General features: G+C 65.0%; 17 protein-coding genes and 2 tRNA genes. 7 read left to right on the top strand and 12 right to left on the bottom strand.

Annotated features, from left to right (window positions below; genetic code table 11):
• Together AC5ZFO_RS40760 and AC5ZFO_RS40755 are read left to right on the top strand one after the other, a co-directional pair.
• A partial coding sequence (locus tag AC5ZFO_RS40760; RefSeq protein WP_496123622.1) for a TCP-1/cpn60 chaperonin family protein occupies positions 1-485 on the top strand: 485 nt, incomplete at its 5' end.
• A gap of 146 nt (positions 486-631) precedes the next feature.
• Positions 632-919: a GIY-YIG nuclease family protein gene (locus AC5ZFO_RS40755; protein WP_496123621.1), complete on the top strand. Its 288-nt coding sequence runs from the start codon at positions 632-634 to the stop codon at positions 917-919.
• A gap of 61 nt (positions 920-980) precedes the next feature.
• Here the strand turns inward: AC5ZFO_RS40755 and lepB are convergent, their stop codons facing one another.
• From lepB to AC5ZFO_RS40730, 5 genes are all read right to left on the bottom strand, one after another.
• Positions 981-1,727: a signal peptidase I gene (gene lepB, locus AC5ZFO_RS40750; protein WP_282523191.1), complete on the bottom strand. Its 747-nt coding sequence runs from the start codon at positions 1,725-1,727 to the stop codon at positions 981-983.
• A 164-nt stretch (positions 1,728-1,891) separates the two neighbouring features.
• A complete protein-coding gene (locus AC5ZFO_RS40745; protein WP_282523190.1) occupies positions 1,892-3,043 on the bottom strand; it encodes a slipin family protein in 1,152 nt (383 codons plus the stop codon).
• A gap of 338 nt (positions 3,044-3,381) precedes the next feature.
• Positions 3,382-3,447, bottom strand: a tRNA-Asn gene (locus AC5ZFO_RS40740).
• A gap of 4 nt (positions 3,448-3,451) precedes the next feature.
• A tRNA-Phe gene (locus AC5ZFO_RS40735) sits at positions 3,452-3,521 on the bottom strand.
• A gap of 193 nt (positions 3,522-3,714) precedes the next feature.
• Entirely contained in the window at positions 3,715-4,548 is an 834-nt protein-coding gene (locus AC5ZFO_RS40730; RefSeq protein WP_282523189.1) for a LysR family transcriptional regulator, read from the bottom strand.
• Positions 4,549-4,675: 127 nt separating this feature from the next.
• Here AC5ZFO_RS40730 and AC5ZFO_RS40725 point away from each other — a divergent pair, with 127 nt between their 5' ends.
• The 3 genes from AC5ZFO_RS40725 to AC5ZFO_RS40715 all read left to right on the top strand — a co-directional run bounded on the left by AC5ZFO_RS40725 (position 4,676) and on the right by AC5ZFO_RS40715 (position 7,383).
• Complete coding sequence (locus AC5ZFO_RS40725) at positions 4,676-5,269, top strand: cysteine hydrolase family protein (RefSeq protein WP_282523188.1); 594 nt, start codon at positions 4,676-4,678, stop codon at positions 5,267-5,269.
• A gap of 12 nt (positions 5,270-5,281) precedes the next feature.
• The gene (locus AC5ZFO_RS40720) at positions 5,282-5,920 is read left to right on the top strand and encodes a glutathione binding-like protein (protein ID WP_282523187.1); all 639 of its coding nucleotides are present in this window, start codon (positions 5,282-5,284) and stop codon (positions 5,918-5,920) included.
• 110 nt (positions 5,921-6,030) lie between these two features.
• On the top strand, positions 6,031-7,383 hold the full coding sequence (locus AC5ZFO_RS40715) for a caspase family protein (RefSeq protein ID WP_496123620.1): 1,353 nt from the start codon (positions 6,031-6,033) through the stop codon (positions 7,381-7,383).
• A gap of 39 nt (positions 7,384-7,422) precedes the next feature.
• Here the strand turns inward: AC5ZFO_RS40715 and AC5ZFO_RS40710 are convergent, their stop codons facing one another.
• From AC5ZFO_RS40710 to AC5ZFO_RS40680, 7 genes are all read right to left on the bottom strand, one after another.
• A complete protein-coding gene (locus AC5ZFO_RS40710) occupies positions 7,423-8,859 on the bottom strand; it encodes an NAD-dependent succinate-semialdehyde dehydrogenase (protein ID WP_282523186.1) in 1,437 nt (478 codons plus the stop codon).
• 12 nt (positions 8,860-8,871) lie between these two features.
• Positions 8,872-9,519: an ATP-binding cassette domain-containing protein gene (locus AC5ZFO_RS40705; RefSeq protein WP_282523185.1), complete on the bottom strand. Its 648-nt coding sequence runs from the start codon at positions 9,517-9,519 to the stop codon at positions 8,872-8,874.
• A complete protein-coding gene (locus AC5ZFO_RS40700; RefSeq protein WP_282523184.1) occupies positions 9,520-10,221 on the bottom strand; it encodes an ABC transporter ATP-binding protein in 702 nt (233 codons plus the stop codon).
• The gene (locus AC5ZFO_RS40695; RefSeq protein WP_282523183.1) at positions 10,218-10,961 is read right to left on the bottom strand and encodes an ABC transporter ATP-binding protein; all 744 of its coding nucleotides are present in this window, start codon (positions 10,959-10,961) and stop codon (positions 10,218-10,220) included. The genes AC5ZFO_RS40700 and AC5ZFO_RS40695 overlap by 4 nt, the downstream gene beginning before the upstream one ends.
• A complete protein-coding gene (locus AC5ZFO_RS40690; RefSeq protein ID WP_282523182.1) occupies positions 10,958-12,001 on the bottom strand; it encodes a branched-chain amino acid ABC transporter permease in 1,044 nt (347 codons plus the stop codon). Before AC5ZFO_RS40690 ends, AC5ZFO_RS40695 begins: the two co-directional genes overlap by 4 nt.
• A 3-nt stretch (positions 12,002-12,004) precedes the next feature.
• The gene (locus AC5ZFO_RS40685; protein ID WP_282523181.1) at positions 12,005-12,925 is read right to left on the bottom strand and encodes a branched-chain amino acid ABC transporter permease; all 921 of its coding nucleotides are present in this window, start codon (positions 12,923-12,925) and stop codon (positions 12,005-12,007) included.
• 103 nt (positions 12,926-13,028) lie between these two features.
• Positions 13,029-14,273 (bottom strand): ABC transporter substrate-binding protein, encoded by a 1,245-nt coding sequence (locus AC5ZFO_RS40680; protein ID WP_282523180.1) that lies wholly within the window; start codon positions 14,271-14,273, stop codon positions 13,029-13,031.
• A gap of 184 nt (positions 14,274-14,457) precedes the next feature.
• Here AC5ZFO_RS40680 and AC5ZFO_RS40675 point away from each other — a divergent pair, with 184 nt between their 5' ends.
• Positions 14,458-15,291 carry a MurR/RpiR family transcriptional regulator gene (locus AC5ZFO_RS40675; RefSeq protein WP_028147416.1) on the top strand — a complete coding sequence of 278 codons (834 nt, stop codon included), beginning with the start codon at positions 14,458-14,460 and terminating at the stop codon, positions 15,289-15,291.
• A 22-nt stretch (positions 15,292-15,313) separates the two neighbouring features.
• Positions 15,314-16,138 carry an SDR family NAD(P)-dependent oxidoreductase gene (locus AC5ZFO_RS40670; protein ID WP_282523179.1) on the top strand — a complete coding sequence of 275 codons (825 nt, stop codon included), beginning with the start codon at positions 15,314-15,316 and terminating at the stop codon, positions 16,136-16,138.
• Positions 16,139-16,167 lie beyond the last annotated feature (29 nt).

The following is a 16,167-nucleotide window of genomic DNA, read 5'->3' as shown; positions in this document are numbered from 1 at the left end:
AGGTCGAGGTGAAGGAGCGCAAGGATCGCGTTGATGACGCGATGCATGCGACCCGCGCGGCGGTCGAGGAAGGCATCGTCCCGGGCGGCGGCGTCGCCCTGCTCCGTGCCTCCGAGCAGCTCAAGGGTCTGCGCACCAAGAACGACGACCAGAAGACCGGCGTCGAGATCGTGCGCAAGGCGCTGTCGGCTCCCGCTCGCCAGATCGCGATCAACGCCGGTGAAGACGGTTCGGTGATCGTCGGCAAGATCCTAGAGAACAAGACCTACGCTTACGGCTTCGACTCCCAGACCGGCGAGTACGTCAACCTGGTCACCAAGGGCATCATCGACCCGACCAAGGTGGTCCGTACCGCGATCCAGAACGCAGCCTCGGTTGCCGCGCTCCTGATCACCACGGAAGCCATGGTCGCCGAGCTGCCCAAGAAGGGCGGCGCCGGTCCGGCGATGCCCCCGGGCGGCGGCATGGGCGGCATGGACTTCTAAGGTCCAACCATCTCAAGGACTACGAAACCCCGGCAGCGATGCCGGGGTTTTTGTTTTTGAGTGATACACTCTATGGTAGTATTATTCTTCCGTCATTCCGGGGCGGCGCAAAGCGCCGAGCCCGGAATCCATTTCACCACTTGCTCATGGCCTATTACGTCTACCTCCTCGCCAGCAAGAAGTACGGGACGCTCTATCTCGGCGTGCCGAACAATATCGTCCGCCGCACTCACGAACATAAGAGCAAAGTCATTGCTGGGTTCAGCAAACGATACTCTGTCAGCCGATTGGTATGGTTCGAGATCTACGACGATCCCGTCACTGCGATCACACGCGAGAAGGAGTTGAAGAAGTGGCGGAGGGAATGGAAAATCCGGCTTATTGAGGAGAAGAATCCTCAGTGGATTGATCTGTATCCCCAAATTGCGGTCTGACCTCGCCGATCAATGGATTCCGGGCTCGCGCTTCGCGCGCCCCGGAATGACGGCGGGGGCCTCACCACACCTTCCCCAGCCGCTCCATGTGCGGCTCGCCGTCCTCATCGAGCGACCAGAAGATCCGGGTCACCCGCCCGACGAGGTTGTCCATCGGCACGAAACCGATCGTCGCCATCGTGCGGCTGTCGCTCGAATTGTCGCGGTTGTCGCCCAGCGCGAAGAAATGGCCGGGCGGCACGGTGTAGACATTGGTGTTGTCGTAGTAGCCGTTCTCGACGCAGTCGTAGGTGATGTAGGAATTGCCATTGGGCAGCGTCTCGCGCCAGCGCTTGACCTTGACACTGCCATCCAGACCGCAGGCGTTGCCGGCGAGCCCGTTTGCGAGCGCGACGCGCGTCACCGGTCTGTCATTGAGGAAAAGCTGTCCCTGCCGCATCTGGATGCTGTCGCCGGGCAGCCCGACCACGCGCTTGACGTAGTCGACCGAGGTATCCTTTGGCGCGCGAAACACGACGATGTCGCCGTGCTCGGGATCGACCGCGAAGACACGGCCCGAGATCCAGGACGGCGCGAAAGGAAAGGAATAGCGGCCGTAGCCATAGGCATATTTGGCGGCAAAGACGTAGTCGCCCACCATCAGCGTCGGTGCCATCGAACCCGACGGGATGTTGAACGGCTGATACAGGAAGAAGCGAAACAGGAACGGCGGCGACCACAGCACCGGGATCATCAGGATCAGGACGACGATCGCCTTCCATTCCCGCGGCCGCGCCGTAGGGCGGATCGATTGCTCAAGAGTGCTCATGCGCTTGCCATGATCGAGACTGTGGTCGTCACCGTGAGATTACGCAACCTTCGCGCGCGTGCAATGCCCACTCATGGCTTTTGGTCGCACGGGCGCGCGCACGCGTTCACCGCAAGCGTCGACAATGGACATATGAAGGGCCGCCCGTGGGCGGCCCTTCTGCTTCATGCGCTCTCGGGCGCCTTCAGGCGCACGAGCCGGGTCAGGAGGGCATCGAGGCCCTCGCCGTTGCCGGCATGGAGGTCGATGCGGCCGACCTTCTCGACCAGCCGCTCCAGCGACTCCAGCTCCTTGAGCCGCAGCAGCAGGGGGTTCTCCTCCATCAGGCGGGCGGTGTTCAGGAGCGAACGCGTCGCCGCGGTCTCCTCCTGCCGGCGGATCAGGTTCGCCTTCGCGACCCGCTCCGCCTCCACCACCTTGTTCACCAGCTCCCGGATCTCGCCGGGCAGGATCACATCCTTGACGCCGAGCTCGGTCACCTCCACGCCGGACTCTGCGACGCGTGCCCGCACATAGTCGCGCAGCTCCGCATCCAGCGCCGCCTTCGCAGACAGCACCTCGTCCAGCGTCCGGCCCGCCACCGCCTCGCGGATCGCGAACTGCACCAGGCGGTACAGCCACGCTTCCACGTCGGGCACGGTCGCAACCGTGCGCTCGGGATCGACCACCTTACGGAACGCCGTCAGCGTCACCCGCAGCGCGATGCGATCCTTGGTCAGCATCTCCTGCGCGGTGATCTCGACCGCCTGGGGCCGCAGGTCGAGGCGCTTCACCTCGATCTTGCGGCCGACGGTCCAGAAGGCGTGCCGGCCGGGCGCAAGCCGCTCCACGAGCCGGCCCTCGACATAGAGCAGGCCCGCCTCGTGGTTCTCGACCACCGCTTCCATCACGACGGTCGAGCGGTTGCGCTCGATCATGGTCAGGTGCCGCGCGCCAACCCGGGGATCGGCGGACACATCGATGCGCTCGACATCGATGCGGGTCGCGACCTTCCAGTAGACGCGCACCTGCCAGGGCGTCATCAGATGCACGGGCCGGCCGTCGAGGCTGACGATGGCGATCTCGTCCGCCTTGGTCTCGATCGCCTCGAACAGCTCCGCGGCCAGATCAGGCCGCGCGGCCTTCAGCACCGCGTAGCGATCCGCAGAGAATTCGCTGCGGACCACGTCGAGCACCTCGGCCTTCAGCTCGCGCAGGGGATCGAACAGGCGATGCTTGCCGGGCGCGAGCACGCGCACCAGCTGTCCGTTGCGCGTGAGCAACGCGCGCTCGCCATCCTTCACCGTCACGTTCAGCATCAGCAAATGCCAGGTCATGGCACGCCTCCATCATGTTGCCTCCGGCCGAACGCGGCCGGATGGCGGTTTCGTTTGCAAAGGACGTGAGGACGCGGACGACGCTTCCCGGGAAATCGGCGGGCCGGGGCTTGAGCTTGCATGATGACGGGCGCACGCGCGCAATCGCTCGACGCGTGTCGAGCGGTCATGCGGAGCCACCCGGCATCAGCGCAAGCGGTATCTGCCCGCGGCGCAAAGCCGGTCTCACAGTGTCGTTGTTCGGACGAAAGCCTTTTGGGCAATGCGGCCGGACGGCGACTGAAGCGCGCGTCCGGTCCCCTTCAGAGGTATCAGCTTTTCAGGCTGAAACGGAGCGCTGGAGCGGGATTCGAACCCGCGTCACGATGATTAACAGTCATCTGCTCTACCAAACTGAGCTATCCTTTGTGCAAGAGATCGGAATCGAACCGATGCCTTCGGGTTTTCAGCCCGACGCTCTCCATGAGCTACGTCCTGCGTTTGCCCTTCATTCGGCGGAACACGAAACCGCAGAGCGGCCCGCGCCAGTCGGGATCTCAGAGAGCCCGAACCCATGGCCTAGCGAAGGAGGGCGCTAATAGACGAAGCACGTTCGGGTTGCAAGGGGGAAAGCCAAGATTTTTCGTCACGCACTCCGCACTGTGACGCGATGATCACAATGCGATGTGACGTCAGCCGCGCGACGTTTCCTGAAAACACGCCCTCACCCAGTCGATCGTGACACGCGTCGCGGGATCGCGCTTGAGGTGGTTTTGCACCAGCAGCCAGGCGTCGCGCCGCTTCGGCAGCAGCGTGGCGCGCAGGCGGCGATCGCCGAGCAAGTCCGCGCAAACATACTCCGGCAACACGCCGACGGCCCGATGCGCGCGGATCAGGTTACGGATGACGCGAACGTTGTCGGTGACGCAGCGCGCGCGGGCTTGCTTCATGCGCAGGAATTGCATCTCGGGAATGGCACCGAGTTCGTCCGGATAGGCGCACAGCACCGGCTCGCCCTCGGTCGCAACAGGCTCGAAGTAATAAAGCTTGACGTCGCCGAGCCTGGAGATCGCGAAGTCACCCTTGTCGGGTTTGCGCAGCCGGATGGCGAGATCGGCCTCCCAGCGCGAGAACTTGACGTTCTCGCTCGAGGTGAGGAATTGCAGCGTCAGGCCGGGATTGGCGCGCAGGAAGTCGCTCGCGCGCGGCGACAGCACCTCCTCGGCGACCGTGTTGGTGGAGGCGATGCGCAGGCGGCCCACCGGACCTGCCAGACTCGCGCCGACGCGGCCGATCTCGGCGGCATGTGCGGCCATCGCCTCGACATGCGCCAGCACCGCCTCGCAACTCCGCGTCGGCCTGCGGACGCCGTCGGCGGCCTCGAACAGACGCAAACCGAGCGCACGCTCGATACGCGACAGCCTGCGCCCGACCGTGGTCTCGTCGATGCGCAGCCGCGCGCTGGCGCCCGCGTAGGTGCCCTCGTCCCTGACGGCGGCGATGATGCGCAGATCGTCCCAGTTCATTGCGCAAGGCTATACCGGCCGGGAGCAGCCTGCAATATCGCAGCCATCCGCTGCAATATCCCTGCATATCGGCAGGCATTCCCGGGGCTATGTTTGTGCAGCCTTTTGCCCCGGAGATTTCCAGACCATGACGACCGCAAAGACCCTGCTGCAGCTCGCCGGTGCCGATCTCAACCCGCCGCGTCTTGGCGACGCCGCGCTGGTGCTGATCGATATCCAGAACGAATATCTCGCAGGTCCTCTCGCCCTGCCCGACGCCCGGCCTGCGATCACGCGGGCGGCTGCGCTCCTGGCACGGGCACGCGAGAGCGGAGCCGCGATCATCCATATCGCCCATCGCGGCAAGGCCGGCAGCCTGTTCGATCGCGGCGCCGACCGCGGCGCCATCGTCGCCGAGCTGAGCCCACGTGCCGGCGAGCTGGTGATCGAGAAGGAATTGCCGAATGCGTTTGCCGGCACTGATTTGCAGGCGCGCCTTGCCGCAACCGACAGGAAGAACATCGTACTGGCCGGCTTCATGACGCATATGTGCGTCAGCTCCACCGCGCGCGCCGCGCTCGACCTCGGTTTTCGCACGACTGTTGACGCCGATGCCTGCGCCACGCGCGACTTGCCCGACGGCCGCGGCGGCACGCTGGACGCCCGGACCATCCACGAGGTTGCACTCGCCGAGCTGTCCGACCGCTTCGCGATCATCGCGCGCGGCGATGCGCTAAAATAACGGAGCAACGCGATGCTGCAGCTCTATTTCTCGCCGATGGCCTGCTCGCTTGCGAGCCGCATCGCGTTGATGGAAGCCGGCCTCGATGCGCGCTATCATCTGGTGCATCTCCGGACCAAGACGGTCGCGGACGACGACAGCGATTTCCGCGGCGTGTCGCCGAAGGCCGCGGTGCCGGTCCTGGTGCTGGAGAACGGCGACCGGCTGACCGAAAGCGCGGCGGTGCTGCAATACATCGCCGACGTGAAGCCGGAGGCGGGCCTCGCGCCCCGGTCCGGCGATCCCGACCGCTACCGCCTGCAGGAATGGCTGAGCTTCATCGGCACAGAGATCCACAAGGCATTCCTGTTTCCGACCTTCTGGTACCAGGACGACGGCTCGCTCGCCAAGCCGCGCGCAAGGATCACGCAGACATTGGCGGTGCCATCGGCACATCTCGCGGACCGCGAATTCCTCGTCGGTGACCGCTTCACCGTCGCGGATGCCCATCTCGCCTGGGCCTTGCTGCTGCTCCGTCCCGCGGGCGTCGACGTCGCGCAATGGCCAAGCCTGTCGGCCTATCTCGCGCGTATGCAGGCGCGGCCTGCTGTGCGGGATGCGATTGCAACCGAGATGACGCTGCGCAAGGCGATGGCGGCAGACCCGGCGTGACAGGATGTCACGGTCGCCCGATCTGACGGGTCCACAGCGAGGGCATTGATACCAACGCGGCATGCGCTAATCTGGGGGGATATTTTTCGATATTTCCCTGGAAGGCATTCATGCGTGCTCCTTCTGGAATTTTGCTCCAGTTTGTCCTGGCCCCCCTCGCCCTCTGGCTGAGCCTTGCTCCCGCATCGGCGGACACGCGGGTCGCGCTGGTGATCGGCAACGGCGCTTATGTCTCTACGGCGCAGCTACCCAACCCGTCGCACGATGCCGAAGACGTCGCAGCCTCGCTCAAGCGCAGCGGTTTCGAGGTGTTCCAGGGAATCGACCTGCGCCAGGCCGACATGCAGGACCTGACCATCCGCTTCGCGCGCGCAGCCAGCCGCGCCGATGTCGCGATGTTCTATTACAGCGGCCATGCGATGCAGTACAACGGCGTGAACTATCTGATGCCTGTCGACGCCGTGCTGACGGATGAAGCAGACCTCAAACGCTTCGTGCGGGTCGACGACATCGTGAACGATTTGCAGCAGGCCAAGAATTTGCGCATCCTCGTGCTCGATTCCTGCCGCGACAATCCGCTGGCCGAAACCTTGAAGCGCTCTGCCGGCTCGACGCGCGCCGCCTCGATCGGACGTGGTTTGTCGAAGGTCGAGGCGCCGCGCGGCACGATCGTGTCGTTCTCGACGCAATCGGGACAGGTCGCCGCCGACGGCACCGGCCGCAACAGCCCCTATACGACCGCGTTCCTGAAGCACATCGAGGAGCCGCAGGAGATCGGCGACGTCTTTCGCGACATCAGCAGCGACGTCTATGATTCCAGCGGCAAGACCCAGCTGCCGGAGCTGTCGCTGTCGATCATCGGCAAGTTCTATCTGAACGGGCCGGTGTCGGTCACGGTCGCCCCGGCCGCACCCCAAGCCACGCCGAAGGCCGATCCCTGCGCAGCCGCCGAGGCGCACTGGAAGGCTGCTGAGGGCATCGGCACGCTGGGTGCCTTTGAGGATCATCTCGCGAGATTCCCGAACTGCATCTTCGCCACCCTCGCCAAGGCACGCATTGAAGGCCTGAAGCAGAAAGTGGCGCTGGCACCTTCCGGCAACGCCAGAACCACGGGAAGCAAGGATTTCGACGGCAGTTGGGACGTGACGTTAAACTGCTCGGCTTCCGGCAAGGCGCAGGGCTTCACCAGGCCCCTGGTCGCCACCGTGACCAATGGCGTGTTTCACGCCGAGGTGCAGGGTCCGGGCGGTGTCAATCGACTGGAGATCGACGGCCAGATCCCGCAGGACGGCAAGACGACCTTGAGCGCACGCGGCACGACGGGGGCGAGCACCTACACACTCAACAACCTCGCGCCCGGCTCGCCTTACGCCTTTACGGTCGATGCGCAGTTCGATCGCAACCGCGGCAGCGGCAAGCGCAACGAGGCGCGCGCCTGCAATCTGGTTTTCGTTAAGCGATAAGCCGCGCGATGATCGCGCGGCTTCGCGTGCAACGCCCGCTCACACGCCCGTCTGGCTGATGAACTTGGTGTTGAAGTAGCCTTCCATCGCCTCGGTGCCGCCTTCCGAACCATAGCCGGAATCCTTGATCCCGCCGAACGGCACTTCGGGCAGCGCCAGACCAAAGCTGTTGATCGACATCATGCCGGCCTCAACCGCCGAGCCGATCGCGGCCGCCGTCCTGGCCGAGCTGGTGAAGGCGTAGGAGGCGAGACCAAACGGCAGCCGGTTCGCCTCCTCGACCACGTCGTCGAAGGTCGAGAAGCGGGAGATCAGCGCGAGCGGGCCGAACGGCTCCTCGTTCATGGCGCGCGCATCCTTCGGCACATCGCTCACCACGGTCGGCTCGAAGAAATGGCCCTTGTTGCCGACACGCTTGCCGCCGGTCTCGAGCCTGGCGCCCTTGCCGACGGCATCCTGCACCATGCCTTCGATGGCGGTGACGCGGCGCGGATTGGCGAGCGAGCCCATTTTGGACTCGGGATCGAGGCCATTGCCGACCTTGAACGCCTTGGCGCTGTCGACGAATTTTTCGACGAATTCGCTGAACACGTCGTCCTGCACCAGCATCCGCGTCGGCGAGATGCAGACCTGTCCGGCGTTGCGATATTTCGCCGCCGCCAGGATCTTTGCGGCCGACGCGACGTCGGCATCCCCAAAGACGATCGCCGGCGCATGACCGCCGAGCTCCATGGTGGCGCGCTTCATGTGCAGGCCCGCGAGCGCGTTGAGCTGCTTGCCGACATGGGTCGAGCCGGTGAAGGAGATTTTCCGGATCACCGGATGCGGGATCAGATATTCGGAGATCTCCGAGGGCACGCCGTAGACGAGGTTGATGACGCCATCGGGCACGCCCGCGTCCGCAAACGCGCGGATGAGCTGCGCGGGCGAAGCTGGTGTCTCCTCCGGCGCCTTGACGATGATCGAGCAGCCGGCAGCGAGCGCCGCAGAGAGCTTGCGCACGACCTGGTTGATCGGGAAATTCCACGGCGTGAACGCGGCGACCGGGCCGACCGGCTCCTTCATCGCGATCTGGTAGATGCCGGGGCCGCGCGCGGGGATCAACCGGCCATAGGCGCGCTTGGCCTCCTCCGCGAACCACTCGATGACATCTGCCGCGGCCATCGCCTCCATCTTCGCTTCGCCGAGCGTCTTGCCTTGCTCCATCGTCAGGAGCGGCGCGATCTCGTCATTGCGCTCGCGCATGATCGCGGCAGCCTTGCGCATGATCCGGCAGCGCTCGAACGGCGCGACATTGCGCCAGATCTTGAAGCCGGCGGAAGCAGCGGCGAGCGCCTCGTCGAGATCGGATTGGCCGGCATGCGCGACGGTGCCGATCACCTCCTCGGTCGCGGGATTGCGCACCTCGATCACTTTGCCCGAATGGGCCGGGCGCCATTGGCCGGCAATGAAAAGCTGCGTGTTCGAATAGGTCAACGGAATCTCCTTTTACGTCGAGCTGTGACAGATGGCGTCCGCGGCGCGCGTCATCTCCGCTCCGAGATAGAGCCGGAAGCGCGGCTCGGCGGCGAGCGTGCGGAAGTCCGCCATCCGCGTCACCCCGCCGCCGGCGACGAACAGGAATTGCCCGGCGATCTCGGCGAGGATGTCGAGGTGCCAGCTGGCTGTCGGATGCATGCAGAGAATGACCAGCCTGCCCTCGTCGCGCAGCTTGCGGAAGAAATCGAGCATGAAGCCGATATAACCGTCCTGCAGGTTGAACTGCGGTTCGTCGAACAAATGGACCAGCGGCGTTTTTGTCGGCGACGGCGCCAGCAAGGCGGACGGAATGCGCTTGCGAAACCGCCGGACCTGATAGGACTGGTGATAGTGGATCGCGAGCCGGTCGCGCTCGCGATATTTGACGCCATGGATATCGGTGCCCGCAACCAGCACGCGCCCCGAGGTCGGCGCGTTGGAACCGGTCATCATCTCAAACAAGGTCGTCTTGCCGGCGCCGTTCGGCCCGACCACGCCGACAATGCCCGGCTCCTCCAGCGTCAGGTTCGCCCGAAGCGTGAACGTCGGACGGCGGATGACGCGGCCCCTGGTGTAGACCTTGCGGACATCATCGAGAACGAGCAGCGGTGCGGCCACTTATTGTACTCCCAGCAAGCGCTGCCGAAGGGCGCGATCATCGCGCAAGGTCGCGGCCTCACCGGTCCAGACGATCCTGCCACGGTCGATCACCGCGGCGTGGTCGGCGACCGACAGCGCGATCTCGGCATTCTGCTCCACGACCAGCGAGGCGATCCCCTCGTCCTTCATGCGCAAAATGGTCGCGAGCACATCGCCGACGATCTTTGGCGCAAGACCCTGGCTCGGCTCGTCGAACAGGACCAGTCCCGGCGAGCCGACCAGCGCGCGGGCAATGGCGACCATCTGCATCTCGCCGCCCGACAGGTTCTCGCAATCGCGCTCCATCAGATATTCGAGCGGCGAGAAGATCGCAGCCGCCTCCTTGACGGACCAGTTGCGAAAGCGCGTGCGCTTTTGCGCGATCGACAGATTGCGCGCCACCGACAAGGTCGGGCACAACCGCCGGTCATCCGGCACCCAGCCGATGCCGGCGCGCGCAATCTCGTGGGTCGGATTGCGCGTCACGTCGTGCCCGTCGAAACGAACGGCGCCGCGGCGCGGACGTGTCAGCCCGAGGATCGAACGGAGCATGGTGGTCTTGCCGGCGCCGTTGGGCCCGAGCAGTGCAAACACCTTGGCGTGCTCGATGGCGAGCGAGGCGCCGAACAGCGCCTGGGTCTCGCCGTAAAAGGTATCGACCCCGTCCACTTCGAGGATCATGCGAACTTCCCGAGATTGGAGCGACGCACCCATTCGTTCTGCTGCAGCTCGCGCGGCGTGCCGCGCGCCACCACCTGGCCCCAATGGATCACCGAGATGCGATCGGCGAGCGAGAACAGGAATTCCATGTCGTGCTCGATGGCGACGATGGTCAGCCGGCCCTTCAGGCGCGCCACCAGAGCTGCCAGCCGCTGCACGCCGTCGGAGCCGAGGCCGGAGGTGGGCTCGTCCAGGCACAGCACGCGCGGGGCCTGCGCCAGCGCGACCGCGATCTCCAGCGCGCGGCGGTCGCCATAGGATAGGTCTTTGGCGCGGACATCGCCCTTGTCGGCAAGCCCGACCGCGGCGAGCGCTTCGGACGCCTGCTCGGCAAACCTGCGGTCACCGGCTGCGGCACGGGCGATATCGAGGCCACGGGCGCGAAACGCGGGCAAGCCCATCATGACGTTGTCGCGGGCGGAGAATTCGTCGAACAGCGTCATGATCTGAAACGAGCGGGCGATGCCCTTGGCGGCGATGCGGTGCGGGCTCAATCCCGTGACATCCTCGCCGCCGAGCAGGACTCTGCCGCGGCTCGGTTTCACCCTGCCGGTGAGGACGTTGAAGAAGGTGGTCTTGCCCGCGCCGTTGGGACCCATCACGCCGTGAAACTCACCCTCGGCAACGGCGAGATCGACGCTTTCCAGCACGACGCGATCGCCGAAGCGGACGTGCACACCCGCGGCCTCGATCATGCTCATCGCCCGCCCCCGACCAGCAGTCGCATCGCGGACGTGCCGCGCCGCCGCAGCGCGTTGAGTGAGTGCTGCTGCGCGGCGGCCGAGAGCGCGCCGGCGATGCCTTCCGGGCGGAACAGCACGATCGCAATGAACAGCAGACCGAAATAGAGCATCCAGGCATTGGTCAGCGCGCCGATCACGTCGCGCGCGGTGAGGAAGAGAAACACGCCGATCACCGGCCCCCAGAAGCTGACGAGCCCGCCACCGACCAGCGTCATCATCACGACGTAGCCGGATTGATGCAGGCTCATGACGTCGGGGAATGCGGCGAGTTGCGCCATCGCGAACAGTCCGCCGGCAAAGCCGGACACGGCCGCCGACAGCGCGAACACCGATGCCTTGTAGAGCCACACGTTATAGCCGAGATGAGCGGCGCGAACCTCGCTCTGCATGATCGCCGCGACCACGCGGCCATAGGGCGAGTGCACCAGCCGCCACAAGACGGCGGTGCCGACCGCGAAGACCGCGAGCACGAAATAGTAGAACGCGACATTGTCGGTGAGATCGAACGACACCAGCCCGAAATCGGCCGGCAGCCGCTTGATCTTGAGCAGCCCGTCCTCGCCGCCGGTGATCCGGTGCGACTTGATCGCCAGCGTCCAGAAGATCTGGCCGAAGGCGATGGTCATGAAGGCATAATAGATGCCGCGCCGGTGCGAGATGAACAGCGCCACCAGCACGCCGGCAAGCCCCGCGACCGCGGCAGCAGCAGCAAGACAGATCCAGAGATTGGCGACGATATCGAGCTGGCAAAGCCCGAACGCATAGGCGCCGATGCCGAAATAGGCGCCATGTCCGAACGAGGGAAGTCCGGCCGTGCCCAGCACCAGGTTGAACGCAAGCGCATAGAGCGACCAGATCAGGATCTCGATCCCGAGATAGGGATAGAGCCCGATCCGCGTGATCCAGAGCGGCACCGTTGCAAGCACCAGCCAGAGCACCAGCATCGTCGGCGTGACGAGGCGCGCGGCGTCGGATGAAGAATTTGATCCCACAATCATTCCCTAGGCCTCGAGCACGCTCTTCTTGCCCCACAGGCCGCGTGCACGGAACGTCACGACGGCGACGAGCAGGATGTACATCGACAACAGCGACCATTCGGACGCGTAGGCGCCGGCAAGGCCGACACACAGTCCGACCAGCAACCCCGCCACGACCGCGCCCCAAAAGCTGCCGACGCCGCCGAGCACGATTACCAGGAACGCGGGGATGACCGCATCGACGCCCATATGCGGGCGAATCCCCCAGATCGGCGCGACGATGATGCCCGCGATCGCGGCCAGCATCGTGCCGAACACAAACACGAGCAGCCGCAACCGCGACAGGTTGATGCCGAGCGCGCGGACGATCTCGCTGTCATGCGCGCCGGCCTTGACGGTCGCGCCGAACGAGGTCTTTTCGATCAATAGCCAGACCAGGCCAATGACCCCGGCCGCGATGCCCGCCGCGTAGAAGCGATAGGTCGACCAGATCAGGTCGCCAAACAGGAAGCCGCCGTTGATGGCGGACGGCACCTGCAGCACGTAATCGCGTGTGCCCCAGACCAGACGGATCAACTCCTCGATCACCATCGCTGCACCGAAGGTCAGGAGAAGCCCGTACAGCGGGTCCTTGCCGTAGGTCCGCCGCATGCAGAGCTCGATCAGCATGCCGACGAGACTCACGATCACGGGCGCGATCACCAGCGTGGCGGCGTAGCGCCAGCCCAGCGGGAGCGCGAGCCACGCTTTCGCAAGATCGGCCGGCATTGGCGGGCGCGGTCCGGTCAGCTGCATGGCCACATAGGCCCCGAGCGCGAACAGGGAACCGTGCGCAAGATTGATCTGCTCCATCAGCCCGGCGATGAGCATGAAGCCGAGCGCGATCAACGCGAACAGCAGGCCGAGCGTCAGGCCGTTCAGAAGATGCGGAAGAAGGTCGAACAAGGTTTTGACTCTCGCAACTGGCAATGCTCACCCAGGCCTCGATGGCCCGGGCCTGCGGCGCGCGACTTGCGCGCCGCTCGTTCCACGACGCGACACACCGTCGCTAGGAGTCGACGGTCGGCACCTGCTCGTAGGGCGTGAGCTTGCACTTGCCGGGGGCGGCGTCATCGGCGGCCGATTTCGGTTCGGTCCAGCTGATGATCTCGAACAGATCGGTGTTGTCGGCCGGCTTGGCGTTGCGCCGCGCCAGATAGATCGTCTGCTGCATCTGATGCGTCATGGGATCCATGTACGCGTCGAAATGCTGCATGCGATCGGTCGCCGAGACCTTCAGGTTCTCGATCTCCTTGATGATCTTGACGTTGTTGGTCGACCCTGCCCGCTCGATCGCACGGAGCAATTCGCGCGTCGACATGTAGCCGTTGTAGGAGACGTTGCCCGGCACCGGGATCGGACCGTCCTTGTTGGCGGCCTGCCATTTCTTGACGAACTCGGCGACGCCGGGCAGCTGCAGCTTGTGATACCAGGTCGTGCCGAACACGCCGAACAGGCTGTCGGGCGCGCCCCAGACATCGGGCCAGTCCTGCTGGTTGTTGATCCAGGCCGGCTTGCCGTCGAGCTTGAGCTGCGCGACCTGCTCGCGCAGCGCCTTGATGTCGTCGCCGCCGATCGCAGTTGCGACCACGTCGGGTTTTGCCTGCTGGATCTTCAGGAGGTAGGCGGTGAAGTCGCGGGTGTTCTGCGGCACCAGGAGATTGTCGATGATCTTGCCGCCGGCAGCCTCGACCTGCGCCTTGGTCGCTGCAGAGGTCGTGTGGCCCCAGACGTAGTCATTGGTCAGCAGCATCCAGTTCTTGCCGATGGAATCGACGGCGTTCTTGACCGATGCCTTGGAGAAATTGGTGCCGTTGCCGTCCCAGACAAATTTCACGCGTGAGCAATTCTCTCCGGCTTCGCTCGGCGCGGAGGAATTGGTGTTCATGTAGATCACGCCGTATTTGCTGGCGACCTGGGTGATGGCGTTGGCGACGCCGGAATGCAGCGCGCCGATCAGGATGGTGCAGTCCTCGCGGGTGATGAACCGCTCGGCGACGCGGCTGCCGGTGGCCGGCGTCGTCTCGGTGTCCGCGGTGATGAACGATATCTGGCGGCCGAGCACGCCGCCTTTGGCATTGAACTCGTCGATCGCCATCTTGATGCCGCGGAAATCATCCTGGCCACTGTTGCCGTATTGGCCGCTGGCATCGCAGGTCAGGCCGAGCTTGATAGGCTTGGCGCCTTGCGCCCAGGCATGATTCTCTTTCCACGGCCCAAAGAAGCTGCCGGTGCCGCCGATGACGCTGGCCATCAAGCTGCCCTTCAAAACGCTTCGCCGTGAGATCTGAGGCCCTCTCATCGTTTCCTCCCGTTTTCGAAGTCTTTTGCTTTTTTCTGCGATTAGAATATTCATTCCATTTCTGATGTAAAGTGGAATATTTGATCCGAACAGTGAAATGCCGTTAAACAGGCGACCGATCCGGAGACCCGAGACGATGAACAAGGCACAAGGCGCGATGAGCTACGACGAGCTGCGCGGCGCCATTGCGCAGCGGCACCGGGCGCTGTCCGGCCGGCTGCAGCAGATCGCGGAGTTCGTGCTCGATCACCCGACCGATGTCGCGCTCGGCACCGTCGCAGAGGTGGCGCAGCGCTCGGGCGTGCCGCCCTCGGCGATCGTTCGCTTCGCCCATGCGCTCGGCTTTGGCGGCTTCACCGAGATGCAGCAGGTGTTCCGCTCGCGCCTCGTCGCCGGCGTCGCGCCGAGCTACAAGGCGCGGCTCGCCCGCATGAAGAGCGAGGAGAAGTCGGTGCTCGGCCGCCAGCCGGCCGCGGTGCTGTCGCGCTTCGTCTCGGAAGCGCAATCGGCGCTGGTGACGCTGAGCCAGTCCGTGCACGCGCGCGAGCTCGACGCCGCGACCGCGATCCTCGCCAAGGCGCGCGACATCTATCTGCTCGGCCTCGGCGGCTCGTTTCCGGTCGCGACCCACCTCGCCTACGTGCTGCGCAAGCTCGGACGTCGCGTCGTCCTGCTCGATGGCACGGGCGGCAGCATCCACGAGCAGTCGCATGCCGCGACCACGGAGGACGCGCTGGTCGCGATCAGCTTCCGGAACTACTATCCGGATACGGCGCGGCTGTTTCCCGAACTCGTTGCGCGAGGCGTGCCGACAATTTCCATCACCGATAGCCTCCTGAGCCCGATCGTCGAAGGCGCGAGCGTCGTGTTCGAGATCCAGGACATGCCCGAGCCGGCGCTGCGCACGCTGGTCGCGCCGATGTGCCTCGTGCAGGCGATGGCGATCGGGCTCGATCTCGCGGCAGACTGACATTCACAACAGGAAAAAGATCATGACATCGCATGACACGGCGAAGATTTTGGCAGGCAAGGTCGCGCTGGTGACCGGCGCGGGGCGTGGGCTCGGACGCGCCTTTGCGGAGAAGCTCGCCGCGCTCGGCGCCGATGTCGCCATCCACGGCATGCGCGAGAACGGGCCGGCGGAATATGGCGAGGGCACCACCCTCACCGCGGTGGCGGCAGAGATCGGCCAGCAATTCGGCGTCCGCAGCCGGCGCGTGCTCGGCGATCTCACCAGGGGCGAGGACATCGCGCGCGTGATTGCCGAGACGGAAGCCGCCCTCGGCCCGATCGACATTCTCGTCCATAATGCCGGGGGCGACATCGCGGCCGCCGGCGGCAAGCCCGACCCGAACGACGCGGTGAACATCAAGGAGGCCGATGTGCGCGCGGTGCTGGAGCGCAATCTGCTCTCGACCATCCTGACCTGCCAGGCGGTCGCGAAGGGAATGATGGAGCGGCGGCGCGGCCGCATCGTCACGCTCGGTTCGGTCGCCGCTTTCAAGGGCCGCACCCAGGGCTCGATCTATGCGGTGTCGAAGGCTGGCGTGACCCACTACACGCGATGCCTGGCCGACCAGCTCCGCGCTTACGACATCGCCGTCAACTGCATCGCGCCCGGCGATACCCGCACCGGCCGTTTCCTCGGCACCCGTGCGGTGGACCCTGACAGGATGGTCGAGACCGGCACGCTCGACCGCATCGCGACCGTCGATGAGGTCGCACGCGTCGTCGAGTTCTTCGCCGGTCCCATGGGCGCCTTCGTCTCCGGCCAGGTGCTGAGGATCGACGGCGGCGGACAATGCTGGCCGAGCTAAATCAAAAAAGAAAAAGGGCCGCTGCAAGC

This window comes from Bradyrhizobium sp. Unk1 (assembly GCF_059512345.1).
Note: the sequence above shows the minus strand (reverse complement) of the source record. Positions and strands in the feature narration are given on the sequence as shown.